The organism is Caballeronia sp. LZ033, assembly GCF_031451265.1.
Lineage (GTDB): Bacteria > Pseudomonadota > Gammaproteobacteria > Burkholderiales > Burkholderiaceae > Caballeronia.
The window spans coordinates 1,405,989-1,430,062 of the sequence record NZ_JARUXQ010000001.1 but is presented as its reverse complement, the minus strand read 5'-3'; the positions used below and the strand labels follow the sequence as shown (position 1 = coordinate 1,430,062).

The 24,074-nt window shown below is 64.2% G+C and carries 25 protein-coding genes; 9 read left to right on the top strand and 16 right to left on the bottom strand.

Features of this window, described 5'->3' with window-relative positions; genetic code table 11:
• Positions 1-25: 25 nt before the first annotated feature.
• The 7 genes from QCE62_RS06590 to QCE62_RS06560 form a co-directional block, all read right to left on the bottom strand.
• Positions 26-652 (bottom strand): DUF47 domain-containing protein, encoded by a 627-nt coding sequence (locus QCE62_RS06590; protein ID WP_309808186.1) that lies wholly within the window; start codon positions 650-652, stop codon positions 26-28.
• A 223-nt stretch (positions 653-875) separates the two neighbouring features.
• Complete coding sequence (locus QCE62_RS06585) at positions 876-2,264, bottom strand: replicative DNA helicase (RefSeq protein ID WP_309915711.1); 1,389 nt, start codon at positions 2,262-2,264, stop codon at positions 876-878.
• Positions 2,265-2,375: 111 nt separating this feature from the next.
• Complete coding sequence (rplI, locus tag QCE62_RS06580) at positions 2,376-2,831, bottom strand: 50S ribosomal protein L9 (protein WP_309808184.1); 456 nt, start codon at positions 2,829-2,831, stop codon at positions 2,376-2,378.
• 28 nt (positions 2,832-2,859) lie between these two features.
• Positions 2,860-3,135 carry a 30S ribosomal protein S18 gene (gene rpsR, locus QCE62_RS06575; RefSeq protein WP_309808183.1) on the bottom strand — a complete coding sequence of 92 codons (276 nt, stop codon included), beginning with the start codon at positions 3,133-3,135 and terminating at the stop codon, positions 2,860-2,862.
• Positions 3,136-3,137: 2 nt separating this feature from the next.
• A complete protein-coding gene (gene priB, locus QCE62_RS06570) occupies positions 3,138-3,437 on the bottom strand; it encodes a primosomal replication protein N (protein ID WP_309915708.1) in 300 nt (99 codons plus the stop codon).
• 34 nt (positions 3,438-3,471) lie between these two features.
• Entirely contained in the window at positions 3,472-3,843 is a 372-nt protein-coding gene (gene rpsF / locus QCE62_RS06565) for a 30S ribosomal protein S6 (protein WP_309808182.1), read from the bottom strand.
• 139 nt (positions 3,844-3,982) lie between these two features.
• Positions 3,983-4,966, bottom strand: coding sequence for a LysR substrate-binding domain-containing protein (locus QCE62_RS06560; protein WP_309915706.1), 984 nt, complete (start codon positions 4,964-4,966; stop codon positions 3,983-3,985).
• A gap of 190 nt (positions 4,967-5,156) precedes the next feature.
• Here QCE62_RS06560 and gcl point away from each other — a divergent pair, with 190 nt between their 5' ends.
• The 4 genes from gcl (at position 5,157) to lysM (ending at position 9,572) form a co-directional block, all read left to right on the top strand.
• A complete protein-coding gene (gene gcl, locus QCE62_RS06555) occupies positions 5,157-6,932 on the top strand; it encodes a glyoxylate carboligase (RefSeq protein ID WP_309915704.1) in 1,776 nt (591 codons plus the stop codon).
• A gap of 76 nt (positions 6,933-7,008) precedes the next feature.
• Positions 7,009-7,809 (top strand): hydroxypyruvate isomerase, encoded by an 801-nt coding sequence (gene hyi, locus QCE62_RS06550; protein WP_309915701.1) that lies wholly within the window; start codon positions 7,009-7,011, stop codon positions 7,807-7,809.
• A gap of 44 nt (positions 7,810-7,853) precedes the next feature.
• Positions 7,854-8,762 (top strand): 2-hydroxy-3-oxopropionate reductase, encoded by a 909-nt coding sequence (locus tag QCE62_RS06545; protein ID WP_309915698.1) that lies wholly within the window; start codon positions 7,854-7,856, stop codon positions 8,760-8,762.
• A gap of 315 nt (positions 8,763-9,077) precedes the next feature.
• The gene (gene lysM / locus QCE62_RS06540) at positions 9,078-9,572 is read left to right on the top strand and encodes a peptidoglycan-binding protein LysM (RefSeq protein WP_309915695.1); all 495 of its coding nucleotides are present in this window, start codon (positions 9,078-9,080) and stop codon (positions 9,570-9,572) included.
• A 48-nt stretch (positions 9,573-9,620) separates the two neighbouring features.
• Here lysM and QCE62_RS06535 read toward each other — a convergent pair whose 3' ends face one another.
• From QCE62_RS06535 to QCE62_RS06510, 6 genes are all read right to left on the bottom strand, one after another.
• Positions 9,621-10,613, bottom strand: coding sequence for an asparaginase (locus tag QCE62_RS06535; protein WP_309915692.1), 993 nt, complete (start codon positions 10,611-10,613; stop codon positions 9,621-9,623).
• 42 nt (positions 10,614-10,655) lie between these two features.
• Positions 10,656-11,582: a CysB family HTH-type transcriptional regulator gene (locus QCE62_RS06530; RefSeq protein ID WP_309808175.1), complete on the bottom strand. Its 927-nt coding sequence runs from the start codon at positions 11,580-11,582 to the stop codon at positions 10,656-10,658.
• A gap of 61 nt (positions 11,583-11,643) precedes the next feature.
• Positions 11,644-12,702 (bottom strand): sulfate ABC transporter ATP-binding protein, encoded by a 1,059-nt coding sequence (locus QCE62_RS06525; protein WP_309915689.1) that lies wholly within the window; start codon positions 12,700-12,702, stop codon positions 11,644-11,646.
• A 15-nt stretch (positions 12,703-12,717) separates the two neighbouring features.
• A complete protein-coding gene (gene cysW, locus QCE62_RS06520) occupies positions 12,718-13,626 on the bottom strand; it encodes a sulfate ABC transporter permease subunit CysW (RefSeq protein WP_309915686.1) in 909 nt (302 codons plus the stop codon).
• Positions 13,623-14,510 (bottom strand): sulfate ABC transporter permease subunit CysT, encoded by an 888-nt coding sequence (gene cysT / locus QCE62_RS06515; protein WP_309808172.1) that lies wholly within the window; start codon positions 14,508-14,510, stop codon positions 13,623-13,625. The genes cysW and cysT overlap by 4 nt, the downstream gene beginning before the upstream one ends.
• A 99-nt stretch (positions 14,511-14,609) precedes the next feature.
• Positions 14,610-15,644 carry a sulfate ABC transporter substrate-binding protein gene (locus QCE62_RS06510; protein ID WP_309915683.1) on the bottom strand — a complete coding sequence of 345 codons (1,035 nt, stop codon included), beginning with the start codon at positions 15,642-15,644 and terminating at the stop codon, positions 14,610-14,612.
• 258 nt (positions 15,645-15,902) lie between these two features.
• Here QCE62_RS06510 and lexA point away from each other — a divergent pair, with 258 nt between their 5' ends.
• The 3 genes from lexA to QCE62_RS06495 all read left to right on the top strand — a co-directional run bounded on the left by lexA (position 15,903) and on the right by QCE62_RS06495 (position 17,834).
• On the top strand, positions 15,903-16,580 hold the full coding sequence (gene lexA / locus QCE62_RS06505; protein WP_309808170.1) for a transcriptional repressor LexA: 678 nt from the start codon (positions 15,903-15,905) through the stop codon (positions 16,578-16,580).
• Between the two features lie 224 nt (positions 16,581-16,804).
• A complete protein-coding gene (locus tag QCE62_RS06500) occupies positions 16,805-17,134 on the top strand; it encodes a hypothetical protein (protein ID WP_309915680.1) in 330 nt (109 codons plus the stop codon).
• Positions 17,135-17,231: 97 nt separating this feature from the next.
• Positions 17,232-17,834 (top strand): DUF2939 domain-containing protein, encoded by a 603-nt coding sequence (locus QCE62_RS06495; RefSeq protein WP_309915677.1) that lies wholly within the window; start codon positions 17,232-17,234, stop codon positions 17,832-17,834.
• Between the two features lie 30 nt (positions 17,835-17,864).
• Here the strand turns inward: QCE62_RS06495 and QCE62_RS06490 are convergent, their stop codons facing one another.
• The gene (locus QCE62_RS06490; RefSeq protein WP_309915675.1) at positions 17,865-18,374 is read right to left on the bottom strand and encodes a universal stress protein; all 510 of its coding nucleotides are present in this window, start codon (positions 18,372-18,374) and stop codon (positions 17,865-17,867) included.
• A 359-nt stretch (positions 18,375-18,733) separates the two neighbouring features.
• On the opposite strand from QCE62_RS06490, the gene nodI reads away from it, so the two are divergent.
• The gene (gene nodI, locus QCE62_RS06485) at positions 18,734-19,705 is read left to right on the top strand and encodes a nodulation factor ABC transporter ATP-binding protein NodI (RefSeq protein WP_309915672.1); all 972 of its coding nucleotides are present in this window, start codon (positions 18,734-18,736) and stop codon (positions 19,703-19,705) included.
• A 91-nt stretch (positions 19,706-19,796) separates the two neighbouring features.
• A complete protein-coding gene (locus QCE62_RS06480; RefSeq protein ID WP_409017847.1) occupies positions 19,797-20,579 on the top strand; it encodes an ABC transporter permease in 783 nt (260 codons plus the stop codon).
• A 60-nt stretch (positions 20,580-20,639) separates the two neighbouring features.
• On the opposite strand, the gene gnd is transcribed toward QCE62_RS06480, so the two are convergent.
• Together gnd and tkt are read right to left on the bottom strand one after the other, a co-directional pair.
• On the bottom strand, positions 20,640-21,620 hold the full coding sequence (gene gnd / locus QCE62_RS06475) for a phosphogluconate dehydrogenase (NAD(+)-dependent, decarboxylating) (RefSeq protein ID WP_309915667.1): 981 nt from the start codon (positions 21,618-21,620) through the stop codon (positions 20,640-20,642).
• Between the two features lie 5 nt (positions 21,621-21,625).
• Entirely contained in the window at positions 21,626-23,719 is a 2,094-nt protein-coding gene (gene tkt, locus QCE62_RS06470; RefSeq protein ID WP_309915664.1) for a transketolase, read from the bottom strand.
• Positions 23,720-24,074: the final 355 nt, after the last annotated feature.

The window sequence follows — 24,074 nt, the reverse complement described above, 5'->3', positions numbered from 1 at the left end:
TGACTGGAGTTCAAAGCGCCGCCGGTCAGGCGTTTTCCAGCACGATGCCTTCGATGATGTTCGCGACGTCTTCGCACTTGTCGGTGATCGTCTCGAGCAGCTCGTAGATCGCCTTCAGCTTGATGAGCGTCTTCACGTCGTCTTCCTCGCGGAACAGTTTCGACATCGCCGAGCGCAGCACGCGGTCCGCATCCGACTCGAGCCGGTCGATTTCCTCGCAGATCTTCAGGATTTCGCTCGCGCGCTTCATGTCGGACAGCAGCCCAACCGCTTGCTGCACGCGCTCGCACGTTGCCGTGCTGATGTGCGCGAGCTGGCTCGCCTCCGAGGTCACCGCACGCACGTCATACAGCGAAATGGCCGTGGCGACGTCCTCCATCAGGTCGAGGATGTCGTCCATCGTGGTGATCAGCTTGTGGATCTCGTCGCGGTCGAGCGGCGTGATGAAGGTCTTGTGCAGCAGGTCGATGGTTTCATGCGTGAGTTTGTCGGCGCGCTTCTCGTTCGCCTGCACTTTCTGCTTGTGCATCTCGGCTTCGTCGAGGTTGTCGATCAGCAGCTCGAGTTCGCGGCTGGCCTCGACGATGCACTTGGCATGCGCGTTGAAGATTTCGAAGAATTTGCCCTCAGTGGGCATGAAACGACCGAACATGAAAATCCCGATCCCGATTAATGGGTCAATTTAAAGACAGACATCAAACTGACATATTGTACCCGTGCGCGCACCCTGACGTCCCGCGCTCATGCGCCGCGAATCGTGACTCGCATCCGGCACGGCAAAGCAGTCGTCATGTCTTGGTGTACGCTCCCCACCTTGCAGAATGCTTGCGCCACGGCACTTGACCGCTTTAATTCGATGCCGAGAGGCAGTGGTCTTACTCGCTGCCGTAGAAGGTCTGCGAGCCCGCGAAATTGTCAAATTTCGTGAACTGGCCGTGGAAGGTCAGACGCACCGGTCCGATCGGACCGTTACGCTGCTTGCCGATGATGATTTCCGCCGTGCCCTTGTCGGGACTGTCGGGGTTATAGACTTCGTCGCGATAGATGAACAGGATCACGTCCGCATCCTGTTCGATTGCGCCCGATTCGCGCAGGTCCGACATGATCGGGCGCTTGTTCGGACGCTGTTCCAGACCGCGGTTCAGCTGCGACAACGCGATCACGGGCACGTCGAGTTCCTTGGCGAGACTCTTCAGCGAGCGCGATATTTCCGAGATTTCAGTGGCGCGGTTTTCGCCGCTGCCCGAGCCCGACATCAGCTGCAAATAGTCGACGATGATGAGCCCCAGCTTGCCACACTGGCGCGACAGACGCCGCGCACGCGAGCGCAGTTCCATCGGGTTGAGGCCGCCGGTTTCGTCGATGAACAATTGCGCCTCGCTCATCTTCTGCACGGCGTGCGTGAGCTTCGGCCAGTCTTCGTCGGTGAGGCGGCCCGTGCGCATGCGGTGTTGATCGAGCCGGCCCACCGAGCCGAGCATACGCATGGTGAGCTGCGTGCCGGGCATTTCCATCGAAAACACGGCGACCGGCAGGCCATATTCCACCGCCACGTATTCGCCGATGTTCATCGAGAACGCCGTCTTGCCCATTGACGGACGTCCCGCCACGATGATCAGTTCGCCGCCGTGCATGCCCGAGGTCATGCGGTCGAGATCGACGAAGCCGGTGGGCGTGCCGGTCACGTCGCTGGGATTGGCGGTGTGGTACAGCGTGTCGATGCGCTCCACCACTTGCGTCAGCAGCGGTCCGATCTCGAGAAAGCCCTGCGTGCCGCGCGCGCCGTCTTCGGCGATCGAGAACACGCGCGATTCGGCTTCGTCGAGAATCTGGCGGACTTCCTTGCCCTGCGGATTGAAGGCGTCGGCGGAGATTTCGTCAGCGACCGACACCAGACGGCGCAACACCGCGCGATCCCGCACGATCTCGGCATAACGCCGGATATTCGCCGCGCTCGGCGTGTTCTGCGCCAGCGCATTCAGGTACGCGAGCCCGCCCACTTCGTCGGCCTTGCCGGCCATCGTCAGCGCTTCGTGGACGGTGATGACGTCCGCGGGACGCGTCGCTGCGATCAGCTTGCCGATGTGTTCGTAGATGATGCGATGGTCATAGCGATAGAAATCGCTTTGCGTCATCACGTCGGCGATGCGGTCCCACGCGGCATTGTCCAGCAGCAGGCCGCCGATGACCGATTGTTCAGCTTCGATCGAATGCGGCGGGACCTTCAGCGCGTCGAGTTGCGGGTCTTTGGACGGAGCGTTCATGGGGTGGAATTATCGGACAATGGCCGGGCATGGACAATAAAAAATGGCAGGAGCCATTCAGCTCCTGCCATTTCTGATCCGATTCGCGAGGCGTGGCGCCTCGCGTCAGACTTAGGCGTGCTCGCCGAGCACCGACACCGTGACGTCGACCAGCACGTCCGTGTGCAGCGCCACTTGAACCGGATGGTCGCCGACCAGCTTGATCGGGCCTTGCGGCAGGCGCACTTGCGCCTTTTCGACTTCGGCGAAGCCTTGCGACTTCAGCGCTTCGGCGATGTCCGCGTTCGTGACCGAACCGAACAGACGGCCGTCGACGCCGGCCTTTTGCGAGATCTGAACGGTGAAACCGCTGAGCTTTTCGCCTTGGGCCTGAGCTGCTGCCAGCTTTTCAGCGGCGTTCTTTTCGAGTTCGGCGCGGCGAACTTCGAATTCAGCGATGGCGTCCTTGGTCGCGCGGCGTGCCTTCTTGCCGGGGATCAGGAAGTTACGTGCGTAGCCGTCCTTGACCTTGACGATGTCGCCCAGGTTGCCCAGATTGACGACCTTTTCCAAAAGAATGATTTGCATTTTTGGCTTTCCCTATTGCGTCGTCTGATTAGGCCTTGTGCAGGTCGGTGTACGGCAGCAGCGCGAGGAAACGTGCGCGCTTGATGGCCGTGTCGAGCTGACGCTGATAGTGCGACTTCGTACCGGTCAGACGAGCCGGCGTGATCTTGCCGTTTTCGCCGATGAAGTCCTTCAGCGTTTCCGTGTCCTTGTAGTCGATCTGTTCGACACCGGCTGCCGTGAAACGGCAGAACTTCTTGCGCTTGAAGAGCGGATTTTGTTGCTGACGACGCTTGTCGAATTTCTTACCAGTCGGGCGGGGCATGATTAGTCCTTTCCAATGTCCTGCAATTCTGTGATGTGAAACACCAGGGTTCGTGCGTTACGGCTCTTCTTGGCCAGGAAGCCGATGAAGCGTGTTTCGACGCCCATCGGACAGCTTTCCAGCCTGCCGCTCGCCTCTCCGGCGGCGACCGCCTGCAGTGTCAGTTCGATTTTCCGGGCGATGCCCGCTTCGACGACTTCTGCGGCGTGTTGCAACGTGCAGCTGGCGATCGGGATGCCGGCGGGCGTGTACCGCACCGGTTCGCGTTCCACGACGCTTGCTGTCAGTTGCAGCCGATTCACTTGAACCTTGGTGGCTGTGACGAACTGATTCGCCTTAAGCCTGCGCTTCGGACGGCTGGCTGGCCGCCTTCTTGGCTTCTTCGCGCTGCACTTCCTTCATCATCGGCGACGGGCCGGTTTCGGCCTTCTTCATCTTGACGATGAGGTGACGCAGAACGGCGTCGTTGAACTTGAATGCGTGTTCCAGCTCTTCCAGCGTGGGCTGGTCGCACTCGATGTTCATGCAGACGTAGTGAGCCTTGGCGAGTTTCTCGATCATGTAGGCCAGTTGACGGCGGCCCCAGTCCTCGATGCGGTGGATCTGGCCACCGTGCGACGTGATCGTGCTCTTGTAGCGCTCGATCATGGCGGGCACTTGCTCGCTTTGATCGGGATGCACGATGAAGACGATTTCGTAATGACGCATATTCACTCCTTGTGGATATAAGCCACCCGGGCGTCGGACCGGTGCGGCAAGTGAGAAGCCCGAGACTATAGCGTGGAATGGCGCTTTTCGCAAGCTGCATAGCCTTTTTCAGGCCGAAATCGGCAGTGATTTCAGGCAGTTAGCGGTCCTTGACCGTCGCAGCCGCCGCATGGACCGGCTCGCCCGGCAAGCGGACCGGCTCGCCCGGCAAGCTGGGCGGACGGCTCCAGTAACCCGGTTGGGCGAAGATTTCCTTAAGATAATCAATGAAGTAGCGTACACGCGCCGGCACGTAGCGCTGCTGCGGGTAGACCGCAAGGATGTCGTAGTCAGGCAGTTCGAAATCGTCCAGCACGGTCTCGAGCTCGCCGGATTCCAGTTGCCGCTGGATTTCCCACGTCGATCGCCAGCCCAGCCCGAGCCCTTCCGATGCCCAGCGGTGCAGCAGTTCTCCGTCGTTGCAATCGAGATTGCCGGCCACGCGCACCGTCACGATCTTGCCGTTGCGGCGGAAATACCAGCCACGGTTCTGGCCGCCCTGCAGATTGAACGCCAGGCAGTTGTGGTTCGGCAGGTCTTCAAGCGTTTTCGGCCGGCCGTGCTTCCTGAAGTACGCGGGCGTCCCGCACACGACGCGCCGGTTGCCCGCCAGCTTCACCGCGACGAAGTTCGGATCGACGGCCCCGCCGATGCGTATCGACAGGTCATAGCCCTCGCGCACGAGATCCACGACGCGGTCGGTCAGATTGAACGACATCTGCAATTCGGGCTTGTCGGCGAGGAAGCGCGGCGCGTGCGGCGCGACATGCATGCGCCCGAACGCCGCCGGCGCGGACACGATCAGATGCCCGCCCACCGCGCGCCGCCCGGCCGCAAGTTCGTTCTCCGCCTGATCCCATTCCGCCAGCAGATTCCGGCAGCGGTCGAGAAACGCGGCGCCTTCCTCGCTGACCACGAGTCGACGGGTCGAGCGATACATCAGCTTCACGCCGAGTCGCTTCTCCAGGGCGTCGATGCGCCGCCCGAGAATCACCGGCGACACGCCCTCCTCCAGTGCCGCTGCCGCGAGGCTGCCGGCCTCGGCCACGCGCACGAAGGTTTCGATCTGCTTGAAACGGTCCATCGGTCGTCTCCGGACGGGCACTCGCCGCTCAGTCGCGCCACGTCGTCATTCGATACTTTTTGTTTGGTAAAAAGCGACTCGCGCTGATCTTATCAAACCTTTTTCACAGACTTAAAGTGCATCGAACCCTGCATGAAAGCAGACAGCCATTTCCCCGAATTCAGTTAGAGCCCCCAGGAAGGAGACAACCATGCCCAAGATGAGAGCCGTCGATGCAGCCGTCCTCGTGCTGGAAAAAGAAGGAATCGATACCGCGTTCGGCGTGCCGGGCGCGGCCATCAACCCGTTCTACTCGGCGATGAAGAAGTCGGGCGGCATCAGCCACGTGCTGGCGCGCCACGTCGAGGGCGCCTCGCACATGGCCGAAGGTTATACCCGTGCGGCGCCGGGCAACATCGGTGTGTGCATCGGCACGTCGGGTCCTGCGGGCACCGACATGATCACCGGCCTGTATTCCGCCCAGGCCGACTCCATTCCGATCCTCGCGATCACCGGCCAGGCGCCGCGCGCGCGGCTCTACAAGGAAGATTTCCAGGCCGTCGATATCGAATCGATCGCCAAGCCCGTGACGAAATGGGCCGTCACCGTGCGCGAGCCGGCGCTCGTGCCGCGCGTGTTCCAGCAGGCGTTCCACCTGATGCGCTCGGGCCGTCCGGGTCCGGTGCTGGTCGATCTGCCGATCGACGTGCAGATGGCCGAGATCGAATTCGACATCGATACGTATGAGCCGCTGCCGGTCTACAAGCCGAAGGCAACCCGCGCGCAGATCGAGAAGGCGCTGACGATGCTCAACGACGCCGACAAGCCGTTGATCGTCTCCGGCGGCGGCGTGCTCAACGCGGCGGCTGAGGACCTGCTCGTGAAGTTCGCGGAAACCATCGGCGTGCCGGTGATCCCCACGCTGATGTCCTGGGGCGCGATCCCCGACGACCATCCGCTGATGGCCGGCATGGTCGGCCTGCAAACCTCGCACCGCTACGGCAACGCGACGATGCTCGCCTCCGACTTCGTGCTCGGCATCGGCAATCGCTGGGCGAACCGCCATACGGGCAGCGTCGAGGTGTACACGAAGGGCCGCAAGTTCGTGCACGTCGATATCGAGCCGACGCAGATCGGCCGCGTGTTCGGGCCGGATCTCGGCATCGTGTCGGACGCGAAGGCGGCGCTGGAACTGTTCGTCGAAATCGCGCAGGAGTGGAAGGCCGCCGGCAAGCTGAAGGATCGCGGCGCGTGGGTGGCGGACTGCCAGCAGCGCAAGCGCACGATGCAGCGCAAGACGCACTTCGACAATGTGCCGATGAAGCCGCAGCGCGTCTACGAGGAAATGAACCTCGCCTTCGACCGCGATACCTGCTTCGTCACGACGATCGGTCTGTCGCAGATCGCCGGCGCCCAGTTCCTGCATGTGTTCAAGGCGCGCAACTGGATCAACTGCGGCCAGGCCGGCCCGCTCGGCTGGACCATTCCGGCGGCGCTCGGCGTGCGGGCAGCCGATCCGCAACGCAAGATCGTCGCGCTGTCGGGCGACTATGACTTCCAGTTCATGATCGAAGAGCTCGCCGTTGGCGCGCAATTCAAGCTGCCGTACGTGCACGTGGTCGTGAACAACTCGTATCTCGGGCTGATCCGTCAGGCACAGCGCGGCTTCGACATGGACTACTGCGTGCAGCTCGCGTTCGACAACATCAATGCGCCCGAACTCGAAGGCTATGGCGTCGATCACGTGGCGGTGGCCGAAGGGCTCGGCTGCAAGGCGCTGCGCGTGCACAAGCCGGAGGAGATCGCGCCCGCATTGAAGCAGGCGCAGGCGCTGGCCGCGCAACATCAGGTGCCGGTCGTCGTCGAGATGATTCTCGAACGCGTGACCAACATCGCGATGGGCACGGAGATCGACGCGATCAACGAGTTCGAGCAACTCGCGGAAAGCAAGTCGGATGCGCCGACTGCCGTCACGCCGCTGGACTGATTCCCCTGCTTCGCCGCCGCGCGTTCGTTGAACGAGCGCGCGGCCTTCATCACTGACCGACCATCAGGACCGAACCATGCCGAAATTTGCTGCGAACCTGACCATGCTGTTCAACGAAGTCCCGTTCCTCGACCGCTTCGCGGCCGCGGCGAACGCGGGCTTCAGCGCGGTCGAGTTCCTGTTCCCGTACGCGTTTTCGATCAGCGATATCCAGCAACGCCTGAAGGACCACGATCTGCGCATCGTGCTGCACAACCTGCCCGCCGGAAACTGGGAAGCGGGCGAGCGCGGCATCGCCTGCCTGCCGGACCGCGTGGCGGAATTCCGTGAAGGCGTGCCGCGCGCCATCGAATACGCGAAGGCGCTGAACGTGCCGCAACTGAACTGCCTCGTCGGCATTCCGACGGCCGGCGTTTCGACGGAACAGGCGCGCGCGACCATCATCGAGAACCTGCGCTTCGCTGCCGCTGCGCTCAAGAAGGAAAACATCCGCCTGCTGGTCGAGCCGTGCAATGCGTACGACATTCCCGGCTTCGCGCTGAACCGCTCGAAGGACGGGCTCGACGTGATCCGCGCGGTCGGCTCGGACAACCTGTTCCTGCAGTACGACATCTATCACATGCAGCGCATGGAAGGCGAACTCGCGGCGACCATCAGGAAGCATCTGCCGCAGATCGCGCACATCCAGCTCGCCGACAACCCCGGCCGCAATGAACCGGGCACCGGCGAAATCAACTACGCGTTCCTGTTCCGGCTGCTCGACGAGATCGGCTATCAAGGCTGGATCGGCTGCGAGTACAAGCCGCTCGACGGCACCGAAGCGGGCCTCGGCTGGCTCGAACGCATCGGCGGCGTGACGGCGGGCAGCGCGGCATAACCCACGGATCCGGACATTCAAGGACACAAGGAGGAGCATCCAGTATGGCAACGATCGGTTTCATCGGCCTCGGCATCATGGGCGCGCACATGGCGCGCAATCTCATCAAGGGCGGCCACGCGCTCGTCGTGAACGGCAAGTTTCCGGTGCCGGACGACATCCGCGCGCAGACCAAGGTCGTGGAAGACTCGGCCGCGGTCGCGAAGGCCAGCGAGATCGTCATCACGATGGTGCCCGACACGCCCGATGTCGCCAATGTGCTGTTCGCCGACGACGGCGTCGCCAAGGGCCTCTCGAAGGGCAAGCTCGTGATCGACATGAGCTCGATCGCGCCGCTCGACACGCAGGAATTCGCGAAGAAGATCAACGCGCTCGGCTGCGACTATCTCGATGCGCCGGTCTCGGGCGGCGAAGTCGGCGCCCGCGAAGCCACGCTCACCATCATGGTCGGCGGCCCGGAAAAGTCCTTCGAGATCGCGAAGCCGCTGTTCGAGCTGATGGGCAAGAACATCTCGCTGATCGGCGACAACGGCGCGGGCCAGACCTGCAAGGTGGCGAACCAGATCATCGTCGCGCTGAACATCGAGGCGGTCGCCGAAGCGCTGCTGTTCGCCGCGCGTTCGGGCGCCGATCCGGAGCGCGTCCGCAAAGCGCTGATGGGCGGCTTCGCGTCGTCGCGCATCCTCGAAGTGCACGGCGAGCGCATGACGAAGCGCACCTTCAATCCGGGCTTCCGGATCGAACTGCATCAAAAGGATTTGAACCTCGCGCTAGACGGCGCGCGCAAGATGGGCCTCGCCCTGCCCCACACGGCCAGCGCGCAGCAACTCTTCAGCGTATGCGCCGCGAACGGCGGCAAGGCATGGGATCACTCGGCGCTCGTGCGCGCGCTCGAAATCATGTCCAACTTCCAGGTGGCCGACGAGCCGGCGCAAGCCAAAGCCGCCGCGTAACGCGCGGCACCTGAACCGTGGGGCGTCCCGCGTATGGGCACGCGGGACAAATGCCGTCCTGGGCTGAGGGCGGCAAGTGGGGTCCGAGAGCGGCACCCGGCGTTGCGCCGGGTAAGCCTTGGTCGGTCAGACGGAGTGTCGTCGGGTGTCCGCGTCGGATTGTCATGCATCGATTCCTGCCGCTTGTCCATGAGCGGGCCTGCAACTCCTGTGTTGAAACTCCTGGGTTGAAACTCAGAACTATCTGGTGGTGCGCGCGACTAAACTGCGTGAAAGTCGCAGGCCGTCTCACCACTTCAACCAAGGAGCCAGACAATGGGAATCCTCAGCTTTATCAAGGAAGCAGGCGAGAAACTCTTTGGCGCAGCCACGCCGGCCGCACAGGCTGCGGCGCCCGCCGCGGCGCAGGATGTCGCCGCGCTGAACCAGAAAGCGGGCGAAGCCATCGCCACCTATATCCGCTCGCAAGGCCTCAACGCGGATAACCTCGATGTGAAATACGACGGCGCGTCGCACACGGTCACCGTGTCGGGCCAGGCGCCGGATCAGGCGACGAAGGAAAAGATTCTGGTCGCCGCGGGCAACGTGCAGCACGTCGACAAGGTGGACGACCAGCTGACCGTGCCGAACTCGGAACCCGAGTCGCAGTATTACACCGTCGTGTCGGGCGACAATCTCTGGAAGATCGCCGAGAAGTATTACGGCAGCGGCGCGAAGAACGACCTGATCTTCGAAGCGAACAAGCCGATGCTGAAGAGCCCCGACAAGATCTATCCGGGACAGGTGCTGCGCATTCCTCCTGCTGCCTGAGCCTCAGGCGCACACCATGAAAAACGCGAGCAGTGAGCTCGCGTTTTTTTAGTACGTATCGAATACGCGTTGCAGGTCATTATCGCCTCTGGCCAGCGCCAGCATCAGCAGCACGCGCGCCTTGTACGGGTTCAGCGTGCCCGCGCTGACCGTGCCCAACGCGTCATCCGAGGCCGCGCCATTGCGCATCACATGCCCCGACCCCACCCGCGACGCACGCACCACCGCCACGCCCCGCTTCACCGCATCGGCGAGCGCCTGCGTCAGCGTGGCGTGCATCGAGCCGTTGCCCGTACCCGCCACGACGATCCCCTTCACGCCGGCCGCCACGAGTGCATCGACGCTCACGCGCGACGCGTCCGCATAACTCGCGACGATCTCCACCATCGGCCATTGATCCGTCACGGCGAATTCGCTCGCCACGGTATGCGGCCGCACGGCCGTGCGCTGAAACTCGACGCGTCCGTCCTGCACGAAGCCCAGCACGCCGGTTTCGGGAGAACGGAAGGCATCGACGGCATAGGTGCTCGTCTTGGTGACATCGCGGGCGCAGTGGATCTGGTTGTTGAACGCCACCAGTACGCCCTTCCCCGCCGCGTCCGGCGATGCCGCCACCGTCACCGCATTGAGCAGATTGAGCGGACCATCGGCGGACAGCGCGGTAGACGGCCGCATCGCCGCCGTCAGCACGACGGGCTTCGCGTGCTTCACCGTCAGATGCAGCAGGTAAGCGGTTTCTTCGAGCGTATCGGTGCCGTGCGTGACCACGATGCCGTCGATGTCGTCCTGCGCCAGCAGCGCGTCGATGCGGCGCGACAGCGTCGTCCAGAGCGCGGCGCTCATGTCCTTGCTGTCGATGCTCGCAACCTGTTCCGCGTGGATGGTCGCAACCGAACCGAGTACGGGCACGGCGTCGAGCAGCTTGTCGACACCCACGACGCCCGCCTTGTAGCCCGCTGTTTTCGAGGCATCGCCGGCCGATCCGGCGATGGTGCCGCCGGTTGCCAGCACGGCGATGCGAGGGAGAGAGGATGGTTTCATGCCGGCGATTGTAAATCAGCCGGCAAGGACATCACGCGTGGCTCACGCCGCTTCGCGCAGCTGCGCGGCGATCTGCGCTTCGTCGAGTTGCGGGGCGAACATCTCGATCAGCCGATACGCATAGGCGCGCAGGAACGCGCCCTTGCGCAGGCCGACGCGCGTCGTGCTCGCCTCGAACAGATGCTGCGTATCCAGCGCGACAAGTTCCGAATCGCGCTTCGCGTCGTAGGCCATCGCCGCGACGATGCCGATGCCCATGCCGAGTTCCACATAGGTCTTGATGACGTCGGCGTCGATGGCGGTGAGCACGATGTCGGGAATCGCGCCGACGCTCGCGAACGCCTGGTCGACGTGCGAGCGGCCGGTGAAGTCCGTGTCATAGGTGACAATCGGATATTCGGCGATGTGCTCCAGCGAGAGGTTCTCGCGCCCGACCAGCGGATGATCCTTCGGCACCACCACCGTGTGATGCCACGAATAGCACGGGAACGTGACGATGTCCGGATAGCGGTCCAGCGCTTCGGTTGAGATGCCGATGTCGGCCTCGCCGTTGATGATCATCTGCGCGATCTGCTGCGGGCTGCCCTGGCGCAGCGCGAGATGGACCTTCGGAAACACTTCCGTGAACTGGCGAATCACCTTGGGCAGCGCGTAGCGCGCCTGCGTATGCGTGGTCGCGACGACCAGATGGCCGTTGTCCTGATCAGCGAACTGGCGTGCGACGCGCCGCAGGTTTTCGGCGTCGAGCAGCATGCGCTCGATCAGCTGATGCACTTCCTTGCCCGGCTCCGTCAGTCCGGTGAGACGCTTGCCGCGGCGCACGAAGATATCGACGCCGAGTTCGTCCTCGAGGTCCTTGATCTGTTTCGACACGCCCGATTGCGACGTGTACAGCACGTTGGCCACTTCCGTCAGATTCATGTTCTGACGCACGGCCTCGCGCACGAAACGCAGTTGCTGGAAGTTCATGGGAGTCTCTCCGTGATGCTTTTTGTCGCTTGTTCTGTGTGTTTCTGTGTATTTCTGTTTGTCATTGCGCCGGAAACACGCGCAGCGAGCGCGGCACCGCGGTCACGCCGTCGCCGACCTCGAGCCGCAGCGCGCGCCAGGCCTCGCGATCCAGCTCCGCTTCGATCACGCCGCCCGCGCTGCCTTCCAGCTCCACACGCACCGAACCGCCGAGCGTCACGACGCGCCGCACGCCGACCGTGATGCCGTCGCGATGCGCGCCGTCCGCCGGATACAGCGCGAGATCGTGCGGCCGGACGTAAGCGAGCGCGCGGCCGCTGAAATGGGCCTGCGCGGCGATCGGGCTCGCGGCGCCGTCGGCGGTGAAGCCGTTGGCATCGACCTGCCCTTGCAGGCGGTTCGCCGCGCCGAGAAACTCGTAGACGAACGAAGTCTGCGGATGATCGTACACGTCCTGCGGACTGCCGACCTGCTCCACGCGGCCGTGATTCATCACGACGATGCGGTCCGCCACCTCCAGCGCTTCTTCCTGGTCGTGCGTGACGAACAGCGTCGAGATATGCAGGTCGTCGTGCAGGCGCCGCAGCCAGCTGCGCAGTTCCTTGCGCACCTTGGCATCGAGCGCGCCGAACGGTTCGTCGAGCAGCAGGACCTTCGGCTCGACAGCCAGCGCCCGCGCCAATGCAATGCGCTGCCGCTGTCCGCCCGACAGCTCCGAAGGAAAGCGTTCCGCGAGCCAGTCGAGCTGCACGAGCTTGAGCAGTTCGTGCACCTTCTCGCGGATCACGGCTTCGCTCGGGCGCTCGCGGCGCGGCTTCACGCGCAGGCCGAACGCGACGTTCTCGAACACCGTCATGTGACGGAACAGCGCGTAATGCTGGAACACGAAGCCGACCTGGCGCTCGCGGGCGCCCACTTCCGCGACGTCCTCGCCATGCAGGACGACCTGCCCTGCATCGGCGAATTCGAGGCCCGCGATGACCCGCAGCAGCGTGGTCTTGCCGCAGCCCGACGGCCCGAGCAGCGCGACCAGTTCGCCGGCGGGAAAGTCCAGCGAGACCTGGTCGAGCGCGGTGAAATCGCCGAAGCGTTTTTGCAGATTGCGAACGATGATGCTCATGATGATGTCGGCCTGTCAGTTCTGTGCGGGGGCGGTGGCGGAGGCTTTGGCTTCGCTCACGGACTGCGTCATGCGCCGCTCCGCGAGGAGCTTGAGCGCGAGCGTCACGAGCGCGAGCAGCGCAAGCAGCGACGCCACCGCGAACGCCGCCGAGAAGTTGTATTCGTTGTAGAGGATTTCGACGTGCAGCGGCATCGTGTCGGTCTGGCCGCGAATGTGCCCGGAGACCACCGACACCGCGCCGAATTCGCCCATGGCGCGCGCGTTGCAGAGGATCACGCCGTACAGCAGGCCCCACTTCACGTTGGGCAGGGTCACGCGGCGGAAGATCTGCCAGCCCGATGCGCCCAGCACGTGCGCTGCTTCTTCTTCGTCGTTGCCCTGCGCCTGCATCAGCGGGATCAGTTCACGCGCGACGAACGGAAACGTCACGAAGATGGTCGCGAGCACAATGCCCGGCACCGCGAAGATGATCTGCACGTCGTGCGCGGCGAGCCACGGACCGAACCAGCCCTGGGCGCCGAACATCAGCACGTAGATAAGGCCGGAGATTACCGGCGACACCGAGAACGGCAGATCGATCAGCGTCGTCAGCAGCGCCTTGCCGCGAAACTCGAACTTCGCGATGGCCCACGAAGCCGCCAGCCCGAACCCGAGATTGAGCGGCACGGCGATCGCGGCGGTGAGGAGCGTCAGCTTGATCGCGGACCACGCATCCGGGTCCTTCAGCGACTCGAAGTAATAGTCGAGGCCCTTGGCGAAGGCCTGCGCGAACACGGCGGCGAGCGGCACCACGAGAAAGAACGCGAGGAACGCGAGCGCGATGCCCGTCAGCAGCCAGCGCACCGCGCGCGGCTCGGTGACGGGATTGAGCGTGTGTGTCTCGCGCTGCGACGAGGTTTGCAATGGCAGGACCTTGCTCATGCCGGTTCTCCTGCCGTCGCCTGCGCGACCTGTGCCGGCGCCGCGCCGGTCTTGCTCGTGCGCCGTTGCAGGAACCACTGCAAGGTGTTGATGAGCAGCAGCATCAGGAACGACACGCACAGCATCACGACGGCGAGCGCGGTGGCGCCGGCATAGTCGTATTGTTCGAGCTTGGTGATGATGAGGAGGGACGTGATCTCGGACTTCATCGGCACGTTGCCGGCGATGAAAATCACCGAGCCGTATTCGCCGAGCGCACGCGCGAACGCGAGCGCGAAGCCCGTCAGCAAGGCGGGCAACAGCGACGGCAGCACCACCCGGCGGAACGTCAGCCAGCGCGATGCGCCGAGGCACGCGGCGGCTTCCTCCTGCTCGCGCTCGAAGTCCTCCAGCACCGGCTGCACCGTGCGCACGACGAACGGCAAGCCGATGAACGTCAGCGCGACCAGCACGCCGAGCGGCGTGAAGGCGACCTTGATGCCGAGCGGCGCGAGATACTGGCCCACCCAGCCGTTGCTCGCATAGACCGCGGCGAGCGAGATGCCCGCGACCGACGTGGGCAGCGCGAACGGCAGGTCGACGATGGCATCGACGATGCGCTTGAACGGGAAGGTGTAGCGCACCAGCACCCACGCGACGAGAAAGCCGAACACGGCGTTGATGAGCGCGCCGCCGAGCGCCGCGCTGAAGGTCAGCCGGTACGAGGCCAGCACGCGCGGCGACGTGACCGCGCGGACGAATTGGGCCCAGTCGAGCGTCGCGGTCTTCGCGAAGGTGGCCGCAAGCGGAATCAGCACCACGAGGCTCAGATAAGCCAGCGTGATGCCGAGGGTCAGGCCGAAGCCGGGCAAGGCGCTCGGCTTCCTGAATGTGAGGGTCGTCATCCTTGAGTCTTCCTTTTGCGCCGGGGGAGGCGCGTGCTGCCGGGTACTGCATGAACGACGCGCGGCGTCATGAGTGCGCCGCGTCGCCGGGACCTGTCCTTACTGCGGCTGATAGATCGAGTCGAACACGCCGCCGTCGGCAAAGTGCGTCTTCTGCGCCTTGGCCCAGCCGCCGAACGTATCGTCGATGGTGTAAAGCTTCAGCTTCGGAAACTGCTTCGTGAGCTCGGCCGGCACCGTCTTCGAACGCGGCCGATAGAAATTGCGCGCGGCAATCTGCTGGCCTTCGTCGCTATACAGGTACTTGAGATACGCCTCGGCGAGCTTGCGGGTGCCGTGCTTGTCGACGACCTTGTCCACCACCGCGACCGGCGGCTCCGCCAGGATGCTCACCGACGGCACCACGATCTCGAATTTCTCCGGACCGAACTCCTTCAGCGACAGAAACGCCTCGTTCTCCCACGCGATCAGCACGTCGCCCTGACCGCGCTGCACGAAGCTCGTCGTTGCGCCGCGCGCGCCGGAATCGAGCACGCCTGCATTCTTGTAGAGCTTCGTCACGAAGTCCTTCGCGGTCTGCTCGTTGCCGCCCGGCTTGTGCTGCGCATACGCCCACGCGGCCAGGTAGTTCCAGCGCGCGCCGCCCGAGGTCTTGGGATTCGGCGTAACGATGGACACGCCCGGCTTCGCCAGGTCGTCCCAGTCCTTGATGTGCTTCGGATTGCCCTTGCGCACCAGGAACACGATGGTCGAGGTGTACGGCGAGGCATTGTCCGGCAGGCGTTTCTGCCAGTCCGCGTTGACGAGGCCCTTGCCCGCGAGGGCGTCGATGTCGTACGCCAGCGCGAGGGTGACGACATCGGCCTGCAGGCCGTCGAGGACCGCGCGCGCCTGGCCGCCGGAGCCGCCGTGGGACTGCTTGAAGGTGACGGTCTCGCCCGTCTCGGCCTTCCACTTCTTCGCGAAGGCCTGATTGAAGTCCTGATAGAGCTCGCGCGTCGGATCGTAGGACACGTTCAGGAACGATGTCTCCGCGCTCGCGGACGCCGCCATGCCGATGCCCGCCGCTGTCAGCGCAGCCGCCGCGAGCAGGCGTCGCGCGCCCCGACCCAATCCCCATTTCAAGCTTTGCATTCCCCGTTCTCCGTCTTATCGAATTGACGGAATCAGTCTAACGACGGGTCTATATGATTAGAAATAATCGTTTGTCACTTTTTTATACGTGAAACTGCTAAGAAGCTTATTCCTCTACGTAGAAAGGGTGGCTGGGGCTCGAACGCGCTCGCTGCGGGCCTGCACAACCGAACTTAAAGTAAAGCTTGAAAAGCGCGGAATACTGTATAAAAATACAGTCACCTGTCCATCCATACAGTGCCCCAGGGGTCCGAGCCAGTGAACAAGACATCCAAACTCACCGCGCGGCAGCAGCAGGTGTTCGAGTTGATCCAGCGCGCGATCGAGCGTACGGGCTTCCCGCCCACGCGCGCCGAGATCGCCGCCGAACTCGGCTTCAGTTCGGCCAATTCGGCCGAGGAGCATTTGCGGGCGCTGGCGCGCAAGGGCGTGATCGAACTCGCGGCGGGCTCGTCGCGCGGCATTCGCCTGCTGAGCGACTCAGCGCGCATCGAGCGGCCGGAAGACGTGCCGCATCAGTTCACGCTGCCGCATGCGAGCATCATGCAGCTTTCGCTGCCGCTGGTCGGCCGGGTCGCGGCCGGTAGTCCCATCCTCGCGCAGGAGCACATCTCGCAGCACTACGCCTGCGACCCTGCGCTGTTTTCGAGCAAGCCGGACTACCTGCTGAAGGTGCGCGGGCTGTCCATGCGCGACGCGGGCATTCTCGACGGCGACCTGCTGGCCGTGCAAAAGCGCACCGAAGCGAAGGACGGGCAAATCGTGGTCGCGCGTCTGGGCGACGACGTGACGGTGAAGCGCTGGAAGCGTCATCGCGATGGCGTCGAACTGATCGCCGAGAATCCGGACTACGAGAACATTTTCGTGCGCTCCGGCAGCGGCGAGTTCGCGCTCGAAGGCATCGCGGTCGGCCTGATTCGCTCCGGCGAGTTCTGATATTCCGGCATACGCGGTGGTGAGCGTGGTGAGACCAAGCCTCAGAAAAGATTGGAAGTTTTTATGTTTCGCCTGTCTCACTGAGACAAGAAATGTCCTGGTAATAGCGGAATATCAACTCACCAACCGCAGCGACGCTCACCCGGGCGTTCAACCGAAAAAACCAGCATGACGGCCACCGTTCGCGGCGGGCCGCTGTGCGCCCTATCGTCTGGAGAGTCACCATGGAACGTTTCGCCCGCTTGTTGCCCTTCCGCCAATTCGGCCGTCTGCGTCATCTGCGCACGCTGATTTCGTGCGGCATGCCGCGCGCCGAAACCACGCCGGATCTCTTCGAGACGGACATGCCCGCACTGCCGTCGCGTCAGCCGGCGTTTGCGCGGGTTTCGCTGAACAGCGGCGTGCATGCGGAAGCAGCCGAACGCGCGCCGGTGCGCGTGTATCGCGGACAATCGCGCGTGATCCTGGTCGGCAAGATCGATGAAGTGTCGCGCATGATCGACCGCTGCATCGCGGAGGAAAGCGCCGGGCTGGCGGGCGGGATCCTCGCGTAAGCGGGTTCCGGCAGACGCCGATTTCGGGTTCGCGGGATTTATCGGGCCCTTGCGCGGTCAATCGGGATTCACGTTCCGCGCGAGGCCCTTTCACCGCATGTCCCGCACTACCCGCTCCATCCTGACCGCGCTCGTCGTCCTGATCGTCATCGGACTGCTGAGCTATATCTATGCATCGCCCTACATCGCGTTGAATCGCCTCAAGCGCGCAGCCGATGCGCGCGACGCGCAGACGGTCAATGAATACGTCGATTATCCCGCGCTGCGCGCGAGCCTCAAGGAGCAAGTCGCCGCCTTGCTCACGCGGCGTGTGGACATCCAGAAAAGCGGAAATCCGCTCGCCATCATCGGCGCGATGATCGGCGCGGCGGTCGTCGGTCCGCTGGTGGACACCTATGCCACGCCTGACGGCGTCGCGGCCATTCTCAACGGCATCCCGCCGCGCGGCACCCCCGGCGAACGCCCGCCGCCGGCCGGAACGAACGAGGCGGCGGTTTCATCCGCAGGACCGGCATCGGGCAGCGTCGCCCCGACACCCGAAGCCGCGCCGAAACCGCCTGCCACCACCGCGGGCTATCGCGACTTGAATACCTTCGCCGTGACCTATCAGCACGGCGCCGGCGACGCCCGTTACTCGGCCATCTTTCATCGCGATGGCCTCGTGTCATGGAAGCTCGTCGCGGTGAATCTGGACGGCTGAGGCGTTTCTGAAGCGTCGCTGAAGCGTCGTTCAGGCGCCCACTTCCGCCTTCACAGGCCGGGCCGCCATGGCGGCCTCTTCTTCCGCCTCGGTCGACTCACCCGCCTGACACACTGCGACCAGAATGCTGCACTTCACGCGATCGAGCAGCGGCGTGTTGCCCGCGCCCATCCACCAGCGCGCGAGTCCATTGCGGCAGCGGTGCCCGACGACTACCAGATCCACGTTCAACTGTTCGGCGAGCGCCGCAATCTCGTCGATCGGATGGCCGAACGCGAAGTGTCCCTGCGCCGGCAAACCGCGTTCGCGCAACCAGTCGACGCCTTCCTGAAGGATGTCGCGCGCGGCATCCTCGAAGCGGCCACAGGCCATGTCGGTGAGCATCCCGGCGCTCTGTGCGATGCTCGAGCGCATGTCGACGACGGCCAGAATGTGCGTTTCCGCCTTCAGGTCGAGCGCGAGATTCGCGCCCTGACGCAGCGCCTTGCGGCCCTCTCTGGAGCCGTCATAGCACAGCAGGATTTTTCGATAGCTATCCATCTTGACCTCCCTGGCCAGACTTGCCCTTCGCGCCGGCGCTCCGGACCGGAACGAGGCAGATGAAGGCAATGCGATTTCCCGTGGTGTCGCATCTTCATGATCGTGTGTCGCCCGGAGCGTCACAACGGTGGAAAACGCTAACCGGATGCGTGCGCCGTGCATGCAAGCTGGCGTCGTGCCAGCCGTGCAACATCCTTGCCAGGCAGGCGTCGCGCGCTACGGCCGAAAAAAGCACGGGGCTTCCGCACGGATTCGAAACGGGCTTGCCGCTTGCAGCAGCACGTCGAGCGCCACGCTGGTGCATTGGATTACACTAGCCCGCTGGATTTCCCATCGCTTTTTCCTCGCAACACGATTGCATGACTGATCAAACATTGCAGCAGCCATCGCGTGCCGGCCTTCACGACGATGCCGGCGCCTGCGCACCCGCCATCGAGTTCAGCGAGGTCAGAAAGCACTACGGCACGCGCACGGTGGTGGACGGCCTTTCGTTCGATGTGCGTCCCGGCGAGTGCTTCGGCCTGCTCGGTCCCAACGGCGCAGGCAAGACCACGACACTCAAGATGCTGCTCGGCATCACGTCGCCGGACAGCGGCTCGATCCGGCTCGTCGGCGAACCCGTTCCGGCGCGCGCCCGCTTCGCTCGCGAACGCGTGGGCGTGGTGCCGCAGTTCGATAACCTCGATCCCGATTTCACCGTCCGCGAAAACCTCGTCGTGTTCGGTCGTTACTTCGGCCTGAAGGGAGCGCGCATGGACGCGCTGGTGCCGTCGCTGCTCGAATTCGCGCGGCTGGAGAGCAAGGCCGATGCGCGCGTCGGCGAGCTGTCGGGCGGCATGAAACGGCGCCTCACGCTGGCGCGCGCCCTCGTCAACGACCCCGACGTGCTCGTGATGGACGAACCGACCACCGGTCTCGATCCGCAAGCGCGCCATCTGATCTGGGAACGGCTTCGTTCCCTGCTCGCGCGCGGCAAGACCATCCTGCTGACCACGCATTTCATGGAAGAAGCGGAGCGTCTGTGCAACCGCCTGTGCGTGATCGAGGAAGGACGCAAGATCGCCGAAGGCAGGCCGGGCGAACTGATCGAGTCGGTGATCGGCTCGGACGTGATCGAGATCTACGGGCCGGACCCGAAAGCCCTCGCCGCCGAACTGGAACCGCTCGTTGCGCGCATGGAAGTCAGCGGCGAGACGCTGTTCTGCTACGTCGATGACCCGCAACCCGTGCATGCGCTCGTCCGCGGGCGCGCCGGCGTACGTTATCTGCATCGTCCGGCGAATCTGGAAGATGTGTTCCTGCGCCTCACGGGCCGCGAGATGGTGGACTGAACCGCACACGCTCATGAATACCTTCGATCAATCCAGCGCCAAGGCCAAAGCCGCGCGCCGGAAACAAACGCAAGCGCAAGCCGACAACCTCATGCCCCTCTCGAGCGCGCTGCCCGCCAACGCCACCCACTGGATGTCCGTGTGGCGGCGCAATTACCTTGTGTGGAAGAAGCTCGCGATCGCCTCGATGATCGGCAATCTCGCCGACCCGATGATCTATCTGTTCGGCCTGGGCCTGGGTCTCGGCCTGATGGTCGGGCATGTCGACGGCGTGTCGTATATCGCGTTTCTCGCGGCGGGCACGGCGGCATCGAGCGTGATGATGTCGTCGAGCTTCGAGGCGATGTACTCCGGCTTCTCGCGCATGCACGTGCAGCGCACCTGGGAAGCCATCATGCACACGCCGCTCACGCTCGGCGACATCGTGCTGGGCGAGATTGTCTGGGCCGCCAGCAAGTCGGTGCTGTCGGGCGTCGCGATCATGATCGTCGCGGGCGCGCTTGGCTACGCGAGCTTTCCGTCGATGCTGATCGCGGTGCCGGTGATCGTGCTGACCGGGCTGGCTTTCTCCAGCACGGCGATGATCGTGACGGCGCTTGCGCCGAGCTACGACTTCTTCATGTTCTACCAGACGCTCGCGCTCACGCCGATGCTGCTGCTCTCCGGCGTGTTCTTCCCCATCGCGCAACTGCCCGCGCTCGCGCAGCACGTCACCCAGGTGCTGCCGCTCTATCATGCGGTGGAGCTGATCCGTCCTGCCATGCTCGGCCGTCCGCTCGATGGCTGGGCACTGCATGTGCTCGCGTTGTGCGCGTACGCCATGGTGCCGTTCTTCCTGTGCGCCTGGCTTTTCAGGCGGCGCATGATGAAATGAAAACGGCGCCGGACCGCGAAGGTCCGGCGCCGTTGTTTCATACCGCCAGCGTGACGGCCGCTACTTCACCGGAAACTCGTGATGGCCGCCAAAGCCGAAGCGCATGGCCGACAGCATCCGCTCGGGGAACGACTCGGCGTCGCGCGAGCGAAAGCGCGTGTACAGCGCCGCCGACAGCACCTGCGCAGGCACCGCTTCTTCGATCGCCGCCTCGATGGTCCAGCGTCCTTCGCCGCTGTCGGCGACTTCGGCTGAATAGCGATCGAGCGAGCCGTCGCCGGCGAGCGCGCCCGCCGTGAGATCCAGCAGCCACGACGACACCACGCTGCCGCGCCGCCACACCTCGGCGACATCGGCGAGATCGAGTGAATAGCGCTCGTTCTCCGGCAGGTCGGTGGAGTCCTTGCGTTCGAGCACGTGGAAGCCTTCGGCATACGCCTGCATCAGGCCGTACTCGATGCCGTTGTGGACCATCTTGACGAAGTGCCCCGAACCGACCGGTCCGCAATGCATGTAGCCGTTCTCCACGCGCGCATCGCGGCCTTCGCGGCCGGGCGTCGCCGGGATGTCGCCGCGTCCGGGCGCGAGCGTCGCGAGAATCGGATCGATGCGGCGCACGATCGCCTCTTCGCCGCCGATCATCATGCAATAGCCGCGCGTCAGGCCCCACACGCCGCCGGACGTGCCCACGTCGACGTAATGCAGGCCCTGCTCCCGCAACTGCGCGGCGCGGCGGATGTCGTCCTTGTAGAAGCTGTTGCCGCCGTCGATGATCACGTCGTCCGCCGTGAGGATCTTGCGCAGGTCGCCGAGCGTGTCCTCGGTGATCTTGCCCGCCGGCAGCATCAGCCAGATGACGCGCGGCGTCTCCAGTTTCGCGACGAGATCGCCGAGATCCTTCGCGCCGGTCGCGCCCTCGCCCGCGAGCGTGGCGGTGACTTCGGGGTTGTGGTCGTACACGACGCACTGGTGTCCGTCGCGCATCAGGCGGCGCCCGATGTTGCCGCCCATGCGCCCCAGTCCCACGATGCCGATCTGCATGTCCGTTACTCCTTGCCGTTGGATTTCACACGTTCGAGCTGTTTCTTCGCGGCGTCGACCACCGCTTCCGGCGTGAAGCCGAACTTCGTCTTGAGCGCCTTCAACGGCGCCGACGCGCCGAACGTATGCATGACGATCTGCGCCCCGAGCCGGCCGACATAGCGGTCCCAGCCGAGCGTCGCCGCCTGCTCGACGCACACGCGCGCATGCACGTCTGTCGGCAGCACCGACTCCTTGTAGGCTTCATCCTGCTTTTCGAAGAGGTCCCACGAGGGCATCGACACGACGCGCGCCGCAACGCCTTCGGCCGTGAGCTTCTCGAAGGCTTCCACGCACAGCGACACTTCGCTGCCGCTGGCCATCAGGATGACCTCCGGCTGCTTGCCGCCGTCGGCGTCGGCGAGCACATACGCGCCGCGCCGCACGCCTTCCGCCGAGCCGTACTTCGAGCGGTCGAACGTAGGCAGCGGCTGGCGCGTCAGCACGAGGCACGACGGTTCCTTGTTGTGCGTCAGCGCGACGCGCCACGACTCGCCCACTTCGTTCGCGTCCGCGGGGCGCAGCAGCGTGAGCCCCGGCACCGCGCGCAGCGACGCGAGCTGTTCGATCGGCTGGTGGGTCGGACCGTCTTCGCCCACGCCAATCGAGTCATGTGTGAAGACGTAGATGACCGGCACTTCCATGATGGCCGAGAGCCGGATCGGCGGCTTCATGTAGTCGCTGAAGATCAGGAAGGTGGAACCGTAGGGACGCATGTCGGACAGCGCCATGCCGTTGCAGACCGAGCCCATGCCGTGCTCGCGGATGCCGAAGTGCAGGTTGCGTCCCGAGTAGTCGTCATGTTCGAAGCTGCCGGCGCCCTCGAACTTGAGGTTCGTCTTCGTCGACGGCGACAGGTCCGCCGCGCCGCCGATCAGCCAGGGAATGCGCTGCGCGATCGCGTTCAGCACCTTGCCCGACGAGTCGCGCGTGGCGAGGCCCTTCGGATCTGCGTCGAAGTTCGGAATCGCGTCTTCCCAACCTTCGGGAAGCGTGTGATCCAGCATCTGCCGGGCTTCCTTCGCGAGTTCGGGATGGCTCTTCTCGTAGGCGTCGAAGCGCTGCTTCCATTTGGCATGCAGCTTCTTGCCGCGCGCGCCCATGCCTTCGGCGAAGTGCTGCATCACGCCGTCGGGCACGTAGAACTGCTTGTCCTCGGGCCAGCCATAGAACTTCTTGGCGAGCTTCACTTCGTCCTCGCCCAGCGCCTCGCCGTGCGCGCCCGCCGTGTTCTGCTTGTGCGGCGCGCCCCAGCCGATGATGCTCTTGACGATGATCAGCGTCGGCTTGTCCTGGGTCGCCTTCGCCTCCTTGAACGCGGCTTCGAGCGCGGCGCCGTCGTTGGCGTCATCGACGTGGAGCACGTTCCAGTTGTAGCCATGGAAGCGCGAGGCCACGTCGTCGCTGTAGGCGAGTTCCGTGTGGCCTTCGATGGTGATCGTGTTGCTGTCGTAGATCCACGTCAGGTTTGACAGCTTCAGGTGCCCCGCCAGCGATGCCGCCTCGTGCGAGATGCCTTCCATCATGTCGCCGTCGCCGCACAGCGTCCAGACGTGATAGTCGAACAGCGTGTCGCCGCCCTGGTTGAAGTGGGCTTCCTTCCAGCGCGCGGCCATCGCCATGCCCACGCTGTTGCCGAGACCCTGCCCGAGCGGACCGGTGGTCGTCTCGACCCCGGTCGTCATGCGGAACTCCGGGTGACCGGGCGTCTTGCTGTCGAGCTGACGGAAGTGCTCGATGTCGTCGATCGAGACCGCGGCCTTGCCGGTCGGCTTGCCGTGTTCGTCGACTTCCTTGACGCCGGTGAGATGCAGCATCGAGTACAGCAGCATCGACGCATGGCCGACCGAGAGCACGAAGCGGTCGCGGTTCGGCCACAGCGGCGCGTCGGGATCGTAGCGCAGATGGTTCTGCCACAGGTGGAACGCCACGGGCGCGAGCGCCATCGGCGTGCCGGGGTGGCCGGAGTTGGCCTTCTGCACGGCGTCCATCGACAGCGTGCGGATGGTGTCGATCGACAGGCGATCGAGGTCTTTTGCTTGAGGTGATGCTTGAGACATGAGCGACGACTCCTTTGCGAAGAGCGCGCTGTGGCTTGAGGCGCCGCAGCGGGCAACCAGGACCATCGAGCAAGTGTAGTGCCTTGCAGCCGGCACGGCACCGCGAGTGATGCGAAGGACGCGCCGTGGCGCGCGGCGATGCGGCGCTACGGGCGTTCAGACGGCGTTGTTGATGCAGGATGCGGGCGCGAAGTGCTTCCTGTCCTGCCTTGTTACCTTGCGACGTGCGGCACTTCCAGCGGGTAATGTCTTCAAGCGGTTTTCCTGGAGGCCGGGCGATGAAGCGCCGAGGCCCGCCGCCGCGAGAACCTCCATGCTGACACATTCACGGCGTTGCCCGCAAAAAGCGTGGCAA

Coding starts and splice junctions, on each gene's coding strand:
- QCE62_RS06590 (WP_309808186.1), bottom strand. CDS start 652: ATGTTCGGTCGTTTCATGCCCACTGAGGGCAAATTCTTCGAAATCTTC.
- QCE62_RS06585 (WP_309915711.1), bottom strand. CDS start 2,264: ATGAACGCTCCGTCCAAAGACCCGCAACTCGACGCGCTGAAGGTCCCG.
- rplI (WP_309808184.1), bottom strand. CDS start 2,831: ATGCAAATCATTCTTTTGGAAAAGGTCGTCAATCTGGGCAACCTGGGC.
- rpsR (WP_309808183.1), bottom strand. CDS start 3,135: ATGCCCCGCCCGACTGGTAAGAAATTCGACAAGCGTCGTCAGCAACAA.
- rpsF (WP_309808182.1), bottom strand. CDS start 3,843: ATGCGTCATTACGAAATCGTCTTCATCGTGCATCCCGATCAAAGCGAG.
- QCE62_RS06560 (WP_309915706.1), bottom strand. CDS start 4,966: ATGGACCGTTTCAAGCAGATCGAAACCTTCGTGCGCGTGGCCGAGGCC.
- gcl (WP_309915704.1), top strand. CDS start 5,157: ATGCCCAAGATGAGAGCCGTCGATGCAGCCGTCCTCGTGCTGGAAAAA.
- hyi (WP_309915701.1), top strand. CDS start 7,009: ATGCCGAAATTTGCTGCGAACCTGACCATGCTGTTCAACGAAGTCCCG.
- QCE62_RS06545 (WP_309915698.1), top strand. CDS start 7,854: ATGGCAACGATCGGTTTCATCGGCCTCGGCATCATGGGCGCGCACATG.
- lysM (WP_309915695.1), top strand. CDS start 9,078: ATGGGAATCCTCAGCTTTATCAAGGAAGCAGGCGAGAAACTCTTTGGC.
- QCE62_RS06535 (WP_309915692.1), bottom strand. CDS start 10,613: ATGAAACCATCCTCTCTCCCTCGCATCGCCGTGCTGGCAACCGGCGGC.
- QCE62_RS06530 (WP_309808175.1), bottom strand. CDS start 11,582: ATGAACTTCCAGCAACTGCGTTTCGTGCGCGAGGCCGTGCGTCAGAAC.
- QCE62_RS06525 (WP_309915689.1), bottom strand. CDS start 12,702: ATGAGCATCATCGTTCGCAATCTGCAAAAACGCTTCGGCGATTTCACC.
- cysW (WP_309915686.1), bottom strand. CDS start 13,626: ATGAGCAAGGTCCTGCCATTGCAAACCTCGTCGCAGCGCGAGACACAC.
- cysT (WP_309808172.1), bottom strand. CDS start 14,510: ATGACGACCCTCACATTCAGGAAGCCGAGCGCCTTGCCCGGCTTCGGC.
- QCE62_RS06510 (WP_309915683.1), bottom strand. CDS start 15,644: ATGCAAAGCTTGAAATGGGGATTGGGTCGGGGCGCGCGACGCCTGCTC.
- QCE62_RS06500 (WP_309915680.1), top strand. CDS start 16,805: ATGGAACGTTTCGCCCGCTTGTTGCCCTTCCGCCAATTCGGCCGTCTG.
- QCE62_RS06495 (WP_309915677.1), top strand. CDS start 17,232: ATGTCCCGCACTACCCGCTCCATCCTGACCGCGCTCGTCGTCCTGATC.
- QCE62_RS06490 (WP_309915675.1), bottom strand. CDS start 18,374: ATGGATAGCTATCGAAAAATCCTGCTGTGCTATGACGGCTCCAGAGAG.
- nodI (WP_309915672.1), top strand. CDS start 18,734: ATGACTGATCAAACATTGCAGCAGCCATCGCGTGCCGGCCTTCACGAC.
- QCE62_RS06480 (WP_409017847.1), top strand. CDS start 19,797: ATGCCCCTCTCGAGCGCGCTGCCCGCCAACGCCACCCACTGGATGTCC.
- gnd (WP_309915667.1), bottom strand. CDS start 21,620: ATGCAGATCGGCATCGTGGGACTGGGGCGCATGGGCGGCAACATCGGG.
- tkt (WP_309915664.1), bottom strand. CDS start 23,719: ATGTCTCAAGCATCACCTCAAGCAAAAGACCTCGATCGCCTGTCGATC.